Source organism: Mycobacterium gordonae (assembly GCF_002101675.1).
Taxonomy (GTDB): domain Bacteria; phylum Actinomycetota; class Actinomycetes; order Mycobacteriales; family Mycobacteriaceae; genus Mycobacterium; species Mycobacterium gordonae.
This window is the reverse complement of the sequence record NZ_LQOY01000072.1, coordinates 34893-51315: the sequence shown is the minus strand read 5'-3', so window position 1 is coordinate 51315 and position 16423 is coordinate 34893. Positions and strand designations below refer to the sequence as shown.

Genomic DNA, 16423 nt, shown 5'->3' with positions numbered 1-16423 from the left:
GCCGAGGAGCCCCCGCCCACCGGGCGGCTGCGTCGACCCAGCTGGCTGGATCGCTGGGGCCGCCAGCAGATGTCTGCCCTTACTGGGTGTCGCCCGCATCACCGCGGCCACCCGTCCGTCGCAGCACCGCTCTGACAGCCAACACGGCCGCCGAGCCTGAGATAACCCACGGCGCGCCGACGATAATCGGGTCAATCCATAAGTGCGCCAGGTCGGCCCGGTTGGTGCGGAACCGCGATGAGAAGCCGTGGTGGGTGAACTCGCTCTTGAGCCCGGTCTCGGTGAAGGGATTGTCCGGGTGCCCGCTCAGCAGCGAAGTCAGGTGGCTTTCCGCGGCGTCCACGCGGTCAGCGGCGATGAGCAGCAGCCAGTGCGCCGCTCGGCCCTCGCTGTACTTGCGGTACGCGAACTTGCGGATGACGCCCGAGAGTCCCTTCGGCGGAGTCGATGTGCCGAACACCGGAGTGAGGAACTGGTGCTCGATCGACCGCTCCCTGGGCCACTTCTCGGGCTGGCGTTCGGGGAACTCCCAGTGCGCGCCGGTGGCCGGCGGAGGATTCACCTGAAGTTTCGGATAGGACGGGCGGTCCCGCGGGTCCAAATCGGCTCCCCAGCCGGGGATGCGGGCCCGCAGCCCGTCATAGTCCGATGTCTGGGGGAGGTTCGGCAGGTAGGCCATGACTACTCCTGTCGTCAGCTTGCCGTCGGCACGATGACCGGCTTGATGCAGTTGTCCAGCTTGGCGGAGAAGATGTGGTAACCCTCGGCGATGTGCTCAAGCGGAATTCGATGCGTGACAACGTCTTTCGGCTTGAAATAGCCTTCCTGGATATGCGAGAAGAGGCGTGGCCACTGCCTTTTCACCGGGCACTGGTTCATCCGCAGCGTCAGTCCCTTGTTCAGGGCATCACCGAACTTCACGGCGCTGAACATCGGCCCGTAGGCACCCATCACCGAAATCGTTCCGCCCTTGCGCACCGAATCGATGGCCCAGTTCAGCGCTACCGGTGAGCCGCCCTGCAGTTTGAACTTCGCTGCGGTGACATGCTGGATGAAGTTGCCGTCCGCCTCGGCGCCGACCGCGTCGATCGCCACATCGGCACCGAGATAGTCGGTTTCCTTCTTCATCCGAACCACGATGTCGTCAACGTCGGAGAAGTTGATGGTCTCGGCGAACGCGAATTCGCGCGCCTTCTGCAGCCGGTACTCCAGATGGTCGATCACGATCACTCGCCCCGCGCCCATCAGCCAGGCCGATCGCGCAGCGAACAGCCCGACCGGGCCGGCACCGAACACCACCACGGTGTCCCCCTCGGCGATGTCGCCGAGTTGAGCGCCGAAGTACCCGGTTGCCAAGGCATCCGTGCACAGCAGCGCGTCCTCCTCGTCCATCCAGTCGGGAATCTTGGTGGGCCCGACGTCGGCGAAGGGCACTCGCACGAATTCCGCCTGACCCCCGTCGTAGCCGCCGCAGGTATGCGAGTAGCCGTAGATGCCGCCGACGGCGGTGGCGTTGGGATTGACGTTGTGGCAGTTCGAGTAGAGGCCTCGCACGCAGAAGTAGCACGACCCGCAGTACACGTTGAAGGGCACCATCACCCGGTCGCCGGGGCTGAGGTTGCGCACCGAGGGACCGACCTGTTCGACGACGCCGATGAACTCGTGGCCGAACGTCATGCCGACGCGGGTGTCGGGCATCATGCCGTGATACAGGTGCAGGTCCGATCCGCAGATCGCCGCCAGCGTCACCCGCACGACGGCATCGTTGGGATGCTCGATCTGCGGCAGGTCCTTGTGCTCGACGCGCACCTTGTAGGGACCGCGGTAGACCATTGCATGCATGACGCCCCCTGAGTAGCCGCTCCAACATTCGGTCCCGAAGCGTTACCCCAGAAACGACAGGCCAAACGGCAGGGCCGGGCGAAAGCCGCTATTCGGCCTTGTCGCGGGGGTCGGGGGTTTCCCCGCTGGGCGGGACGTCGGTGGGCGGCACGTCAGCAAGCCACCTGCGTAGCCTCAGCAGCCCGTTGATCACGATGCCCAGTCCGAGCAGCACCAATAAGACCAGGATGATCGCGGTGGTCATCCTTCCATGGTGACAGTGGGTGATGGTGGCTGACAGTGCCGCACTCAGGAGGCCGGTTTGACCTCGAGCCCGACGTGCACCTTGTCGATGCCGCCGCGCACCAAAGAGTGCGGCAGGAACCACCAGGCGTGATACCAATACCGGCGCAGCACCGCGTTGTAGACCTGGCGCGTCTCCGACTTCGGTAGAACGCGGGCGACCGCCTCCACTTCCTCGCTCTTGGGCTTGCCGAGCGACCCGCTCTTGGCGATGGTGACCCGCGGGGTGTTGCGGATCCGCTTGACCTTCCACGATCCGTCGTCGGTGATGACGAGCAGTCGGTCGCCATCGGGCACGCCCCAGATCGCGGTCGGCTTGGGACGTCCGTCCTTCGTGAATGTTGTCAGCAACAAGTACTTGGACTTGATGACGTCTGCGAACCCGACCACCGCGTCATTCCTCCTGGCTCAATTTTGAACACGAAGATACCCGTGGACCGGAATGCGAAAACCGCCATCGCATGTGACGTGGCGCACCTCAACCCGGGACGGCCGCGGCCGGGATCGCCGACCCCCGCACTCCCACATCCATCCGTAGCAACGCGCCGATCGTCGTGACATAGATTTCGGTTCCGGCGAAGGCGAGTGACGACACGAATCGGCCGGGCACGTCGATGACGTCGTCGAGCGCTCCGGCGGAGTCGAAACGCGCGATGCCCCCGCCACTTCCGAGCGCAACCCACACGCCACCCTCGACGTCCACGGCCAGTCCGTCGCACTCCCCGCGGGGCGCCTGAGCGAATACCGTCTCCCCCGACGGGTCGATGACGCGTACCCGGGCGGCTGCATACTCGCACACGTACAGCCGAGCGCCGTCCGGTGAAAATCCAACGCCGTTGGGCCACAACAGATCTCGCGCCAGAGTGGTGGTGCCGTCGGGCGAGATCCGTACCAGCTCGGTAGGGCCGGCCGCCTCACCCCGCCCGGGATGATGACGCAGGACACCGACGACGACCGATCCGTCCGGCGCCACCGTCAGGTCGTTGAGACCCGTCGCGCCTTCGGGCGCCCATAGGGTCCGCAGACCCGCCGGACCGGCGTACGCGAGATCGCGCCCGGTGACCAGCAGGCCGCCGTCGGTATGCGGCGCGATGCCGCCGATGCCGCGACGCTTCTCCAGCACCGCCGACACCCCCTGGTCCGACCACCGGTACACACCACCGGCGGTGGTGTTCGCGAAGAGCACCGAGCCGTTGCTCGACGGTAGGGGCGCCTCGAGCAGGCCGTCCGACTCCCACAGGATCTCGGTCAGGGCATCGACTCCGCCCACACGATGTGCCCCTCGAAGCCCAGCGCCACCGCCATCTCCAGGTAGCGGTCGGCGAGTTGCGCGTACTCGTCGGTGTGGCCGCGGCTGCGGGCCAGCATCGCCCGCATCCGCAACAGCCAGATGTCGCGCACCGGCAGTTCCTGGTCGTGGCGCGCCTCGGCCACGGCGTTCACCGCGGCGGCGGCTTCAGCCACATCGCTGTCGGCGCCGCTATCGAGCAACGTCTCGACCAGCACCGCGGTGGCGGGGATGCCCCAAGTCAGCAGCTGCCCTTCGCGCACCAGATGCTCGACGATGGCGCGCAATTCGCCGATGGCGTCGTCGCGCTCCCCGCGCCGGGCCCGGTCCCGCGCCGAGTACACGTTGACGATCGGTAACTCCGACAGGTTGCGCCCCTGCCGCCGGAACAGCTCCCTGACCTCGTTGAGCAGCAACTCCCCGCGGCCGTGATCCTCAGCCGTGTCGCGGTGCACCAGGGCCACCCCCAGGGTGAGCCGCGCGAAAGCCAGCGCGAAGTCGTCGCCGGAACGTTCGGCAATGCGCAGCGCTCCCTCGATCTCACGTACCGCCCGCACGTCCGGCCGCAGCACGCCGGCCGGTATCGCCGGAAAGTACGCGTAGGCAACGGCTCTGGCGTACGACAACGGATCGGCCCGGCGGGCCATCTCGAGTCCCTGCCGCAGGTCGTCCCGCCAGCCGGGGTGCCCCAGGCAGTAACAGGCGATTGCCCGCGTCGTGTGGGCGATCGCCAGCGGCGACCCGATGATGAAGTTGCCCCTGGCCGGGTCACCGCCGGCCAGGTCGATGACCCGCTGCGACCATTGCCGTACCTGGGACCACTCGGTGCTTTCGCCTTTGGCGTAGATCGGCGCGAACGACAACCCCACCGTCAAGGTCGGATCGCCGACCGCCTCGATGAGCGCCATGGCTTCGGACGCCAGCTGCGACGCCTCGCGGATGCGGGCCTGATACGCCAGGCCGATCACCATGCCCGCCATGGCTATCGCCAACGACGGCTTGTCCCCCGCCGCGCTGCACAATTGGCGCAATTCTTCGAACCGGGCACCGGCGTCGGCATGCACGCGCCAGGCGACACCGCACAACATGGTGCGCGGCGCGATACGCAGTGCCGCACGGTGTGGCACATCGGCGGGCAACGCGTCGGCGATCCGCTGCGCGCGCTCCCAGCTCAGCAGTGCCGACGCGATATCGCGGTTGGTCGCCCAGTTCGCGGCGCGCATGTGCCAGCCATATGCGGCGAATCCGTCGCCGGCGGCTTCGAGGTGTTCGGCGATCAGCACCGCATGCTGATCGACCGCCTGCGGCTCACGTTCCTCGATGGCCTCGGCCAGCCGCCGGTGCAGGCGGGCCCGATCGGCCTTCAGCTGAGCTTCGTACGCCACGGCCCGGATGAGCGGATGGCGAAATTCGTACGCCGGGTTGGTGGTGAACCGCACCTGGTGCACCAGTTCGGCGGCCAGGAGTTCGTCGGTGCTGGGATCGATGCCGAGACTGACGAGCAGGTCGTCGGTGAATCGGGATCCGATGATGGCGGCGGCGCTGAGCGTGTGTTTGGCGGCCGGGCTGAGCCGGTCGATGCGGGCGGCGATGGTGGCCTGCAGGGTCGGTGGCACACGTATGTCGGAGACGTCGGTGTGGCAGACATAGTCGCCGGGATCCCCGCCGAGCACACCGCGCTCGGCGAGTTCGCGGGTGATCTCCTCAGCGAACAGCGGATTGCCGGCCGCGCGCTCGGCGATGACGTCACCGATCGCCGCGACGGACGGATCCCGACCAAGCAGCTCAGAGACCAGCACCGACGCTTCGGCATCGGTCAGCGGGGCCAGCGCGAAGGTCTGGCCGCCGGCGACGACCTGCAGGGATCCTTGGTATTCGGGGCGGTAGGTGAGCAGCACTATCGACGGAGTCTGGGTGATGACCGCCAGCAGATCCGCCAGCATGGATTCGCTGGCCTCGTCGATCCAGTGCACATCCTCGACCAGGAAGATCGCCGGCTGGGTCCGCCCGAGCAGGTAGGCGTTGAACAACGCCGTCAGCCGGCGCCGGCGCGCATCCGGGTCGATCTTGGGCAGTTTCACCTCAGGGTCGGCGACACCCAGCAGGTCGCAGAGCAACCACCGGTCCTGCGGATCGGTGTCCGGCATCGCCTCCTGGATCCGGCGACGGGCCGCCTCGTCGGCCAGACCGTTCGTTCGGCTGACCGAGCGCAGCAAACGCTCCATCACCCGGAACGGAATGTCGGTGGCGTGCGATTCACAGAAACTGCTGAACACCTCCGCGCCGCGGGCCTGCGCCAGCCGGACGGTCTCGCGCACCAGCCGGGTCTTTCCGATTCCGGCGGGGCCGCTGATGCCGACCACCGACCCACGGCCAGCCGCTGAGCGATCCAGCATGGCCGCCAGCGCCGTCACCTCCCAGCCGCGCCCGACCAACGTTGACACCGGGGCGTCGGCGCGGTCGTCGGGCGTGGCGACGCCGAGCAATCGCCGGCCGACGAGGGCGTCCTCGGCGCCTTTGACGAACACCTGCTGAGGCTCCCCCAGCACCGTCGCGGCCTCGACCAGGCGCGCCGTGGATTCGCTGACCATCACCCCGCCCGCCGGGGCCACCGACTCCATTCGCTGGGCGATTCCAACCTGTTCGCCGATAGCGGTGTAACCCAAAGCGCCAGAACCGATCTCACCGGCGATCACCTCACCGGAGTTCAGGCCGATCCGCAAGCACAGGGCCACGGCGTCGCCGAGTTCAGCCGCCAGTCCTTCAGTCGCGTCCTGGATTTCGAGCGCGGTCAGGCATGCCCGCAGCGCATGGTCCTCCAACGCGGCCGGCGCGCCGAACAACGCCATGATGCCGTCACCGGTGAACTTGTCCACCGTGCCGCCGTAGCGCTGTACCACCGCCGACGCGCGGGTGACGAGTTGAGTCATGATCTCGCGCAAGCGTTCCGCTCCGACGGCCGCGGCGATGTCCATCGAATGCACCACGTCGGCGAACAACACCGTCACCTGCTTGTACTCGGCCTGTGCGTCGGCCGTCGAGACCGGGGCGCCGCAGCCGTGGCAGAACCGTGCGTTTGCCAGCGGTTGGGTGCCGCACTTGCTACAGGCCGCCACGGATTGTCAGGTTAATCCAATTCGATCGGACGTTGGGGGACGAGAATTGACCGACGCGGCCTATGCCACCGCCGGACCGCTGGTGATCGATCCGTACAACGGGAGATCAAAGCCTCGGTCACCCGTTAGCGACGAGCGCGCGATCGGACAACGCCGCCAGAGCGGGCGCCATCAGCGTGGAGTATTCGAGGGTGAGGTGACCGGCGTCGACGTAGACCAGGGTGTTGCCGATGATGACCGGGCAGTGCTGCTTGGTGCAGAACAGGTCGGTGAGGTCGACGTACTGGCCGCCGCCGGCTTTGACCGCGGCTGACTCAGCCGCCATGCCGGCCCGGTCGAACGCGGTCGACCTCGGTGGCGCGCACGCGGTGGCGTCGGTAAGGTGCTCAGACAGGCAACCCGGCACCGCCGCGTTCAGATGCGGGAGCGGTCCGAGCACCAGCACTTTCGCGCCGATGCCGCGCAGCTGCTGCACCAGACCCTTCAGGCCGTTCACCCACGCTGTGTCGTAGGACGAGAAGCCGGAGAGGAAGCCGTTGCTGTGGGTGGCGGTGTATCCCCGGAACACGCTCACGATCACCAGGCGCGGGTGCTCGGCGCGCAACCGCGACATGATCTCGCCCCGCCATTGTTCGCAGTGTTGCAGCGCCTCGACAATCGGGGCGACGAAGCGGTTGGCGATGGGCAGATCCATCATCGGGCAGGCCGCCTTGGCCATCGCCTCGATCCGCCAGGGCCGCTGCTTGCCGATTTCCCGAAGCGCCGGGATCCACATCGAGGAATGCGAGTCACCGATTACGGCCACCGTCGTCTTGGAGGCCTTGTCGCCCATCGCGCACTCGGGCTGCCCGGCTTGAATCGGCAGGCGCAGGCAGCCGTCGAACATCATCTGGCCGACTTCGCCCGCCGCGTTGGCAAGCGACGGATCCAGATTCGAGGGAACGTCTTTCACTTCGGCCGAGGCCGCGACCGCCGCTTGTACCTGCGCGAACACGTTCTGTACGGCCGCGTCATAGGCCGCGATGTCGTCACCCGTGGGCGTCGGCGGGGGTTTGATCGTCATCGGCGCCGCCGGGGCACCGCGCCCGACCGGAATGGGCATGGGGATCGACGACACGTACATCAGCAGGGCCACAGCCACGCACGCGGCGAGCGAGGTGGCGAGACCGCCGACCGCCAGGCTCTTCATCGGGGACTTGCGCAGCGGCGCGGCGTAACGCAGCGGGTTTTCGATGTAACGCAGGGTGAGCCACCCCAGCCCGCCGGAGACCACCACCGCCGCCATGAACTTGCCGAAGAGCCCCAGCGGGTGGCCCACCACGATCGGGGCGAACACCAGCACCGGCCAGTGCCACAGATACCACGAGTAGGACAGCCGTCCGATCGCCCGCATCGGTGACCAACCCAGAATCCGCCCGGCGCCGTTGTTGGGTGTCGAGCAGCCGGCGCCGAGCACCAGCGCGGTGCCCAGGACGGGCAGCAGCGCCGCGGTACCCGGATAGGGAATGTCGGAGGTGTAGAAGACGCACGCCACCAGCACCATGGCGGTGCCGACCCAGCCGATGCTCACTGCGGCCCGCTGCGGAAGCCTGCTCCACTGGTTGGCCGTCAGCGCCACCAGGGCGCCCAGCGCCAACTGCCAGGCGCGGGTGAACAGCGAGAAGTAAGCCGCGAGCGGCATCACGAAGGTGACCAGCAGCGACAGCACGAACGACGACACCGCGATGAACGTGACAAGCACCAGGTACGGGGTCTTGGATGGGGTCTTCGCAGGCCCCGCATCGGTCGTCCGGCGCCGGCGCAACCGCCGGATCAGCCATGCCAGACCGACGATCATGGGCGGCCACAACAGATAGAACTGTTCCTCCACGCCCAGGGTCCAGTAGTGCTGGAACGGCGAGGGCGCGCCGCCGGCGAAATAGTCGACCTGTTGGACGATGAACCAGAAGTTGGGGACGTAGAGCGCGCACGCGATGGCGTCCTTCAACGCGCTCTGGGCCTGCACCACCGGCAGCAGGAACGCCGCGGCGATCGCGGTGATGACGCCTATGGTGGCCGAAACCGGCAGCAGCCGGCGGGACCGCGCCCCGTAGAACTTCTTCAGCCCGACGGTGCCGGTGGTGCTCACCTGTTTCCAGAGCTGCCCGGTGATGACGAAACCGGAGATCTCGAAGAAGATGTCCGGGCCGACGAAGCCACCGCTGACGCCAGGCATGGAAATGTGCCAGCCGACGATGGCCAGCAGCGTGAAGCCGCGCAAGCCCTCGATGTCGTCGCGGAATCCGCTCTGCGGCGTGTGCTGCTGCTGGGCGCCAGGTGAAGGCAGCAGGCTGCGACCTGAGCTGACGTTCTCGGACTGGCGCACGATCCCCCACTGTATATAAATGGACGCGAATAAAAGCCTGAACGGCGGGCAAGTGACCAATGGGGTCACGAACAGGGCCCTAATGCCCTCGCGTCGATTACCCGTGCAGCGCAGCATCTCCCCTGGACAGGAGACGCGTGATGACCAAACCGATTCCGCCGCTCGACCTTTCATGGCTGCTGATCGAGTCGCCGGGCAGCACCACCCACGTCGGCGCCATGCTGCTGTTCCAGAAGCCGCCGGGCCGGGACTCCCTGGTGCGCGAGGTCGTGGACAAATACCGGGCCTGCTCACCGGCGCCGCCGTTCAATTACGTGCCGGAACTCCTGACCCGCGGCGGCCCCCACTTCCGTGAAGTGGACAGCTGGGACCCGCACTATCACGTCGAGCACCTCGCGCTGCCCGACGGAGCCTGCTACGACGACCTGCTGCGACTGGTCGCCGACCTGCATGAGGCGCAACTCGACCGGAGCCGGCCGCTGTTCCGCTGCTGGGTCATCGACGGACTGCCGGACCGGATGTTCGCCATCTACACCAAGACGCACCACTGCATCATCGACGGCGAGTCAGGCCTGAAGCGGCTCTACGACGGCCTCAACCTCTCCGACGAACCCACCATCCCCACACCGGCGTTCGCACTCGACGTGCCGCCGCCCGCCCCGCATCCACCGACACCGCTGGCCGGCCGCATCACCGACGCGATCCGTGGCGCAATCACCCAGGTCGGGGCGCTCAACCAGGTCTCGGTGGGCGCGCTGCGCAAGGTCTTCGGCGGCCTGTTCAGATCCCACCTCGAAGGCAGCCTGCCGTTCGCGGCGCACCACGCCCCCACCAACGAACCACTGCAGATCGGGCGCAGCTTCGCGACGCTGTCGCTGCCGCTCGATGAGATGCACGACGTCGGCCGGCACTTCGGAGCCACCCTCAACGACGTCGCGGTGAGCATCGTCGACGCGGGGCTGCATTCTTATCTGCGGGAGACCGGACGCGCCTTCGGGCACCCTTTCATCGCGATGTGTCCGGTGTCGCTGCGCGGCGGCAACGACACTGCGATCGGCACCCGGGTATCGGCGCTGTTCGTGCGGCTGGGTGAGCCCGACGCCGCCATGCCGGACCGGATCGGTCAGATCACAACCTCGGTGGCGGCCGCCAAGAAAGAGTTGTCGGCGATGTCGACAGAGGCGGCGATGACGTATGCCGTTGGCCTCGTCGCGCTCGCCGGCCTAGGCTCCTCCACCCACTTGGACCGCGTCACGCACCCGGCATGCAACCTGGTGATCTCCAACGTCGCGGGTGCCAAGGAGATCAGGTATCTCAACGGCGCGCGCCTGCTCGGCATCTACCCGGTGTCGGCACTGGCCGCGTCGATCGGGCTGAACGCCACGCTGGCGTCCTACCACGACAGCATGGACTTCGGATTCGTCGGCAACGCCGCGGCGATCGGCGACATGTCCCGGCTCGCCCACTGCACGCAGCAGGCCTACGAAGAACTCAAGAAGTCCGCTCAGAGCGTCTCGACGAACCCGCCGTCGATGCGGTAGTCGGACCCGTTGATGTTGCCGGCGCGCTCGCTGGCGAGGAAGAGGGCAAGGTCGGCCACCTGTTGCGGGGTGGTGAAACGGCCGGTCGGGGTGTCTTCCAGAATGTTGGCCAGCACGTCGTCGGCGGGTTCCCCGTTGGCCGCCGCCAGCCCTTCCGCCAGACCGCCCTCGGTCCACTTTTCGGTCAGCACCAGTCCCGGGCTGATCGAGTTGACCCGAATCTTCAACGGCCCCAGCTCTTTTGACAACGCCTTGGCCAGGTTGGTGACGGCGGCCTTGGTGGCGCAGTAGTCGTAGGTGACCGGGCCGGGGTAGTAGGCGTTGATCGAGCCGATGATCACCACGGAACCGCCACCGCGCCGCTGCATCTCTGGCAACGCCGCGCGGGTAGGCCGCACGACTCCCATCATGTTCAGATCCCAGGACGCCTGCCATTCGTCGTCGGTGATACCCACGAACCCGGTCGGGCGCGGCGTGGCACCGCCGACGTTGTTGATCAGAATGTCGATCCCGCCGCGAGCGACGGCGGCGGCGATCAGCTCCTCCGCGCCAGGGGGCCGGGACAGGTCCACCGACACGTACGTGACCTGGCCGGCCTCTTCCATCGCCAGCAGATCCTTGCCCGGGGTGCGTGACCCGGCCACCACATGAACATCCTCGCCGACGAGTGCTTTGGTGATCGCCAGACCGATGCCCTGGCTGGCGCCGGTGACAACGGCGATCTTGTCCGCTAGCTGAAGGTCCATATCACCCGCTTCGGATAGCCCCGGGTCACAGATTATGCGTCATCACCGATACCTGAGCGGGTTATGTCACTTCTTGCGGTCGGTGTCCCGGGACGGCTGCACCCGCTTGGGTTCGCCCGGCATCTTGGGATAGTTCGGTGGGTACGGCATGTCCCCGAGGCCGCGCTGTTCGTCGGCGTCCGACATGTCCAGCAGCACCGCGATCGACTGGGCCTGGTCGTCCATGCCGGCCCACGGATCGTCGCGACGTCCCACCAGGTCGGGCACGGTGGCCATGGTGTAGTCGTCCGGGTCGGCGCCGGCCAGCTCGTCCCAGGACAGCGGCATCGAGACCGTCGCGATCGGGGTGCGTCGCACCGAGTATGGGGAGGCCATGGTGCGATCGCGGGCGTTCTGGTTGAAGTCGATGAAGATCCGCTTGCCGCGTTCTTCCTTCCACCACGAGGTGGTCACCTGCTCGGGGGCCCGGCGCTCGACCTCGCGGGCCAGGGCGATGCCCGCCCGGCGCACCGCGATGAAGTCCCAGTCGGTGGCGATCCGCAGGAACACGTGCACGCCCCGCCCCCCGGAGGTCTTCGCGTAGCCCGTCAGCCCGAGTTCGTCGAGCAGCGGCCGCAGCACGTCGACGGCGACCGTCCGCGCTTCTTCGAATCCGGTGCCCGGTTGCGGGTCCAGGTCGATCCGCAACTCGTCGGGGTGCTCGGTGTCCGGGCAACGCACCTGCCAGGGGTGCAGGGTGACCGTGCCCATCTGTGCCGCCCATACGATCGACGCGGGATGGGTGACCTTGAGCGCGTCCGCGGTCCGGCCGGAGGGGAACGTCACCCGACACGTCTCGAGGTAGTCGGGATGGTGCTGGGGCACCCGTTTCTGGTAGATCTCCTCGCCGTCGATGCCGTCGGGGAAACGCTGCAGATGCGTGGGACGGTCGCGCAGCGGGGCGAGCATCGGGCCCCGGGCGACGGCCGCGTAATAGTCGATCAACCGGCCCTTGGTGCCGTCGGGGCCGAGCGCGGGAAAGTAGACCTTGTCACGATTGGTCACCCGGACGGCGATGCCGTCGACGTCGATTTCTTGTGCTGCAGCAGCCATATCCACAGTCCAGCATGCCGCACGCCAGTATGAACCACTACCGGCTGCTGCACCGTTCGGAATACGGATGTTTTCATTCTCGGATCCGGTTAACTCCCAGGCTGTGACGCGTCGCGGCGTCGGTTGTCGGCACGTGCAGTGCCGAAATCGAGGAGGAACCGTTGAGGCTAGTTGAAGTTGTTGATCGGCGAATCGCGCAGTTGGTCAGTAAGATTGACCATCACTCGCCGGAAGATATCGCTGTCATGCTGCAGGAGTTGTGCGATGCGGCGGTCGACTTGGTGCCGGGCGCCGAACATGGCGCCATTACGGTCATCGCGGATCAGCGGCTGCAGACAATGGCCGCCGTCGGTAAGTATGCCGCGGTACTTGACGAGGTGCAGCGCCGCCACGCACAGGGTCCGGTTTGGGATGCGGCACGTGAGCGATGCCTGGTCCTCGTCGAGGATCTGGCCACCGACATCCGGTGGCCGGCCTATCAACGGGAGGCATTGAGCGGCACCTCGATCCGTTGCCAGATGGCGCTACCGATGCTGACTGATGGCCATCTGTTAGGCGTGTGCAGCATGTATGCCACGCAGCCGCGGGCGTTTGACACCGCGGCGGCCGATTGCGCCCGTGTCTTCAACGTTCATGCCGCACTGGCCTGGAACACGCTGCGCCGCAAGGGCCAAGTCCAGGCCGCGCTGGCTTCCCGCGACGTCATCGCGCAAGCCAAGGGCTTGGTGATGGAACGCTTCAATATCGACGCCGAGGACGCGTTCGCACTGATCAAGCGGCTCTCCCAGCAGTCCAATAGGCCGCTCGTTGAGATCGCTCGACGACTCGTGCACTTCCATCACCCCGAGGGTGCGCCGCAGGCGGAAGGGCAGGCGGTCATCAGGCGGTCTCGGGAATCGGTTCGAGAAGCTACCCGCTGCTAAGGCAGCGTTCTTTCCGAGTATCGGGTTATTTCGGCGGGCGATCCTTGTAAACAAGTTTTCTAGCGACCTCGTACAACGGCGTGTTGGTTTGCTGCGATAGCTTTGTCAGCAAATCGAAGGCCTCGTGCGACGTGACGCCACAGCTTTCCATGATGATGCCTTTGGCTTGGCCGATGATGTCGCGCGATGCCAATGCACTTCGAAGGTTGTCCTCGCTGCGCGCACTGGCAAGTCCGACCGCCGCTTGTGCGGCCAGCGCCACGGCCAACTCCTCAACTTCAGGGGTGAATGCTCCGGGTTGTTCGGAACACAAGGTGAGGGTCCCGAGCTCATTTTCATTGGTGTAGAGCTGAATTGACAAACTTGAACGCACAGGTGTCAGTTTGAGCAACTCCGCCGTGAATTTGGGCCAACGCGTCTCTGTCGTGTAGTCATCAACGCGGACGGTCTCGTGGTTCCACAACGAGTCGAGGCACGGGCCTTGCCTACACTCGTCCTGCAACCTGTCCACCATCCTGGCAACCGCTTCGGTGGCGGCGACCGAATCCAGTGCTCGGCGCGGACGGTTGACCACCAGTGCTACGCCGGCATGTGCCACCCCAGGCAGAATCTGGACGGCCATTTCGGTCACTGCACGCAACACCTGGTCGGCATCGAAGTCCCTGGTGTGCCAACTCTGCATATCGCGAGCCAGCCGCGACAAATTGGAATAGATTCCTCGGCCAGAGTCAGATCCGCCGCTCAATATGCGCTCCAGATGCTCCGAGCCCCCGATTCCCCGCAGACTCCTGCAAATCAACTGTACAGAGCGATGACAGACGTAAGCTTGCGGGTAGCGACGGGAAGGCGTAGCTGCCTCTGTTTCTCTGCGCGAGGACGGTCAGCGGTATGCAGCTCCCGTGTTCAAAAACCAGCATGGGACCGCTGATCTCCGTTCGAACTCCGCCTGCCGTTATGGTTTCGATCGTCGCGCGGTGTTCGGAGCGTTGTCCATCGCTTGGCCGAGGCCCGGCACAATGTTGCCGAGGCTGAAGGCTTGCGGCTGCTCGAGCTGCTCGTAGGTGCAGGAGCGCGGGTCGCGATCGGGGCGCCACCGGTTGAATTGGGCGGTGTGGCGGAACCGTCGACCCTCCATGTGGTCGTAGCGGACCTCCACGACTCGGTCGGGTCGCAGGGGCACGAACGAAAGGTCCTTCCCCGCGTTCCATCGGGACCCTTCGTTCTTTCGGGGGGTGCGTTCCCCGGCTTCGTGCGCCGCCCAGTTCCAGGGATGGTCGTCAAAGTTGGTGACCAGCGGCTGCAGCTCGGTGAAAAGCCGCCGGCGTTCGGCCATGGGGAAGGCGCCGATTACGCCGACCGACGCGAGTTGGCCGTCTTCCTGGTAGAGCCCGAGCAACAGGGAGCCAATGGCGTCACTACCGGTCTTATGGACTCGGTAGCCGGCTACAACGCAATCGGCGGTCCGCTCCGGTTTTATTTTGAACATGACGCGTTTGTCCGGCTGGTAGGTGAGAGTCAGCGGTTTGGCGATCAAGCCGTCCAGCCCGGCACCTTCGAATTCTTCGAACCACTGCTGGGCGAGCGCCTGATCAGTGGTGGCAGGGGTCACATGGATCGACGGTCCCGAGTTATCGAGGGCATCGACCAGCGCGGCGCGCCGCTCGGTGAAGGGGCGTTTGGTGTAGTCGTCATCGCCCAGCGCCAGTAGGTCGAACGCGATGAAGGACGCCGGCGTCTTTTCGGCGAGCATCCGCACCCGCGAATCAGCCGGATGAATGCGCTGTTGCAGCGCCTCAAAGTCGAGACCCTGATCGGTAGCCACCACAATCTCGCCGTCGATCACGCACCGTTGCGGCAGTTCGGCTCGGACCGCTGCAACCAGCTCCGGAAAGTAGCGGGTCAGTGGCCGCTCATTGCGGCTGCCCAGCTCGACTTCGTCAAGGTCGCGAAAACAGATTGACCGGAATCCGTCCCATTTGGGCTCGTATGAGGCGCCAGGCGGGATCGCTGTAATCGACTTTGCAAGCATCGGCGAGACCGGTGGCATCACAGGTAAGTCCATCAGTTCATTGTGGCGACTCGTCCGAAGTAGTACCGGAAGGCGGCGGTCGGGTCGTACCGTAAGGGACATGCGGCCGTCGCAGGGACCGGACGTATACCCGGTTGCCATTCCCGCGGATTTGCGCGCGCGGGTGATGCCGGCGGTGCTCGACGAGCTGGCGCGTTGGGGCGTCGAGAGATTCAGCGTGGAAGCGATGGCGGAGCGGCACCACCTGGACGTGGCGACCATCTATCACCATTGGGGCAACCGCCAGCAACTGATCGTCGACGCCGCCGTCCGGGATGCCGAAGTTTTCCGCTCGACGATAGACACCGGTTCGTTGCGCGGCGACTTGCTTGCCCTGGCCCGCGCCATCGCCGCGGATGTCAACACCCCGGAAGGCCGTACCTTCCATCGGGTGATGGTGATGGACAGCCGGGGCGACCACCACGACGCCGAGACGCGAATGATGTTCTGGCAACACCGTTTCGGCGTCGTCCGCTCGGTCGTGGACCGGGCCCGGGCACGCGGCGAATTGCGTCCGGGCGTGCGCACCGTGACAGCCATCCAAATCGTGACGGCCCCCATTTACGTTCGCAGCCTCTATATGGAGGATCCCGTCGAGGACTCCTACTGCGTGGCGATCGCCGACCTGGCGTGGCATGCGCTGCGCAAGCAATGACGGCTCCGGGCGCCTGCGGCCCTTAAGCTAACGAAATGCTGCACGTCTCCGCGCTGTTCGTTCCGCGTAGCGCCGCGTTCAACGAACAGGGTGCCATCAACGCCACATCGATACCCATGGCGTGGTTCCAGGTCGATCAAATGCCTTTGTGGGCAACGGTACCGGTTGTTCTGGTGGTCCATGCGCCGGCGGGGGGCGACTACGACCCGGAGATTCACGTCGTGTGCAAGGACCCGTCGGGGGCACCCCGCGGATCGCTGCGGGCGGCATGGCACTGGCCGGACGACGGTAATCGGGCGTCCAAGTACCGGTGCTTCACCCAGGAACTCTCCTTCCCGGTGGAGACCGAGGGCGAGTACACCCTCGGCGTGTACTACGACGCCGAGGGAAAGTTCGAGCTGTCCACGCCGGTGCCGATGTCGATCCTGTTGGCCGAGACCGAGCAGCCCGCCGACGACGGCGAAACTACTTTCAGCGAGCCTGCCGAATAGGCTGGCGCGCGCGC

At 66.2% G+C, this 16423-nt stretch carries 15 protein-coding genes; 4 read left to right on the top strand and 11 right to left on the bottom strand.

Going from position 1 to position 16423, the window contains the following annotated elements:
• Nucleotides 1-79: 79 nt before the first annotated feature.
• From AWC08_RS11730 to AWC08_RS11705, 7 genes are all read right to left on the bottom strand, one after another.
• Nucleotides 80-679 (bottom strand): hypothetical protein, encoded by a 600-nt coding sequence (locus AWC08_RS11730; protein ID WP_065135082.1) that lies wholly within the window; start codon nt 677-679, stop codon nt 80-82.
• Between the two features lie 14 nt (nt 680-693).
• Nucleotides 694-1842 carry a zinc-dependent alcohol dehydrogenase gene (locus tag AWC08_RS11725; RefSeq protein WP_069434070.1) on the bottom strand — a complete coding sequence of 383 codons (1149 nt, stop codon included), beginning with the start codon at nt 1840-1842 and terminating at the stop codon, nt 694-696.
• 88 nt (nt 1843-1930) lie between these two features.
• Nucleotides 1931-2086, bottom strand: coding sequence for a hypothetical protein (locus tag AWC08_RS36435; protein ID WP_156803093.1), 156 nt, complete (start codon nt 2084-2086; stop codon nt 1931-1933).
• Between the two features lie 44 nt (nt 2087-2130).
• On the bottom strand, nt 2131-2514 hold the full coding sequence (locus AWC08_RS11720) for a PPOX class F420-dependent oxidoreductase (RefSeq protein ID WP_069434069.1): 384 nt from the start codon (nt 2512-2514) through the stop codon (nt 2131-2133).
• A gap of 88 nt (nt 2515-2602) precedes the next feature.
• Nucleotides 2603-3394 (bottom strand): SMP-30/gluconolactonase/LRE family protein, encoded by a 792-nt coding sequence (locus AWC08_RS11715; RefSeq protein ID WP_232007922.1) that lies wholly within the window; start codon nt 3392-3394, stop codon nt 2603-2605.
• On the bottom strand, nt 3373-6528 hold the full coding sequence (locus AWC08_RS11710) for an adenylate/guanylate cyclase domain-containing protein (protein ID WP_069434068.1): 3156 nt from the start codon (nt 6526-6528) through the stop codon (nt 3373-3375). The genes AWC08_RS11715 and AWC08_RS11710 overlap by 22 nt, the downstream gene beginning before the upstream one ends.
• A gap of 118 nt (nt 6529-6646) precedes the next feature.
• Nucleotides 6647-8893, bottom strand: a complete 2247-nt coding sequence (locus AWC08_RS11705) for an acyltransferase family protein (RefSeq protein ID WP_232007921.1) — start codon at nt 8891-8893, stop codon at nt 6647-6649.
• Between the two features lie 140 nt (nt 8894-9033).
• Between AWC08_RS11705 and AWC08_RS11700 the strand changes: the two genes are divergently transcribed.
• Nucleotides 9034-10434: a wax ester/triacylglycerol synthase family O-acyltransferase gene (locus tag AWC08_RS11700; protein WP_069434067.1), complete on the top strand. Its 1401-nt coding sequence runs from the start codon at nt 9034-9036 to the stop codon at nt 10432-10434.
• Here the strand turns inward: AWC08_RS11700 and AWC08_RS11695 are convergent.
• Nucleotides 10398-11180 carry an SDR family NAD(P)-dependent oxidoreductase gene (locus tag AWC08_RS11695; RefSeq protein WP_069434066.1) on the bottom strand — a complete coding sequence of 261 codons (783 nt, stop codon included), beginning with the start codon at nt 11178-11180 and terminating at the stop codon, nt 10398-10400. The genes AWC08_RS11700 and AWC08_RS11695 overlap by 37 nt on opposite strands.
• A 66-nt stretch (nt 11181-11246) precedes the next feature.
• On the bottom strand, nt 11247-12272 hold the full coding sequence (gene ligD, locus AWC08_RS11690; RefSeq protein WP_065132215.1) for a non-homologous end-joining DNA ligase: 1026 nt from the start codon (nt 12270-12272) through the stop codon (nt 11247-11249).
• 245 nt (nt 12273-12517) lie between these two features.
• Here ligD and AWC08_RS11685 point away from each other — a divergent pair, with 245 nt between their 5' ends.
• Nucleotides 12518-13195, top strand: a complete 678-nt coding sequence (locus tag AWC08_RS11685) for a GAF and ANTAR domain-containing protein (protein WP_069434065.1) — start codon at nt 12518-12520, stop codon at nt 13193-13195.
• A 25-nt stretch (nt 13196-13220) separates the two neighbouring features.
• Here the strand turns inward: AWC08_RS11685 and AWC08_RS11680 are convergent, their stop codons facing one another.
• Both AWC08_RS11680 and AWC08_RS11675 read right to left on the bottom strand, forming a co-directional pair.
• Entirely contained in the window at nt 13221-13877 is a 657-nt protein-coding gene (locus AWC08_RS11680) for a GAF and ANTAR domain-containing protein (RefSeq protein ID WP_083271199.1), read from the bottom strand.
• A 270-nt stretch (nt 13878-14147) separates the two neighbouring features.
• Nucleotides 14148-15257 carry an ATP-dependent DNA ligase gene (locus AWC08_RS11675; protein ID WP_069434063.1) on the bottom strand — a complete coding sequence of 370 codons (1110 nt, stop codon included), beginning with the start codon at nt 15255-15257 and terminating at the stop codon, nt 14148-14150.
• Nucleotides 15258-15324: 67 nt separating this feature from the next.
• On the opposite strand from AWC08_RS11675, the gene AWC08_RS11670 reads away from it, so the two are divergent.
• Nucleotides 15325-15918 (top strand): TetR/AcrR family transcriptional regulator, encoded by a 594-nt coding sequence (locus AWC08_RS11670; RefSeq protein WP_069434062.1) that lies wholly within the window; start codon nt 15325-15327, stop codon nt 15916-15918.
• Nucleotides 15919-15953: 35 nt separating this feature from the next.
• Nucleotides 15954-16409, top strand: coding sequence for a hypothetical protein (locus tag AWC08_RS11665; protein ID WP_232007920.1), 456 nt, complete (start codon nt 15954-15956; stop codon nt 16407-16409).
• The last annotated feature ends 14 nt before the right edge of the window (nt 16410-16423 follow it).

Bases quoted from the DNA above. Each gene is read 5' to 3' on its own strand.
- AWC08_RS11685 (WP_069434065.1), top strand. From the start codon at position 12,518: ATGCTGCAGGAGTTGTGCGATGCGGCGGTCGACTTGGTGCCGGGCGCC.
- ligD (WP_065132215.1), bottom strand. From the start codon at position 12,272: ATGGCTGCTGCAGCACAAGAAATCGACGTCGACGGCATCGCCGTCCGG.
- AWC08_RS11670 (WP_069434062.1), top strand. From the start codon at position 15,325: ATGCGGCCGTCGCAGGGACCGGACGTATACCCGGTTGCCATTCCCGCG.
- AWC08_RS11680 (WP_083271199.1), bottom strand. From the start codon at position 13,877: ATGCAGAGTTGGCACACCAGGGACTTCGATGCCGACCAGGTGTTGCGT.
- AWC08_RS11725 (WP_069434070.1), bottom strand. From the start codon at position 1,842: ATGCATGCAATGGTCTACCGCGGTCCCTACAAGGTGCGCGTCGAGCAC.
- AWC08_RS11695 (WP_069434066.1), bottom strand. From the start codon at position 11,180: ATGGACCTTCAGCTAGCGGACAAGATCGCCGTTGTCACCGGCGCCAGC.
- AWC08_RS11700 (WP_069434067.1), top strand. From the start codon at position 9,034: ATGACCAAACCGATTCCGCCGCTCGACCTTTCATGGCTGCTGATCGAG.
- AWC08_RS11730 (WP_065135082.1), bottom strand. From the start codon at position 679: ATGGCCTACCTGCCGAACCTCCCCCAGACATCGGACTATGACGGGCTG.
- AWC08_RS11675 (WP_069434063.1), bottom strand. From the start codon at position 15,257: ATGGACTTACCTGTGATGCCACCGGTCTCGCCGATGCTTGCAAAGTCG.
- AWC08_RS11665 (WP_232007920.1), top strand. From the start codon at position 15,954: ATGCTGCACGTCTCCGCGCTGTTCGTTCCGCGTAGCGCCGCGTTCAAC.
- AWC08_RS36435 (WP_156803093.1), bottom strand. From the start codon at position 2,086: ATGACCACCGCGATCATCCTGGTCTTATTGGTGCTGCTCGGACTGGGC.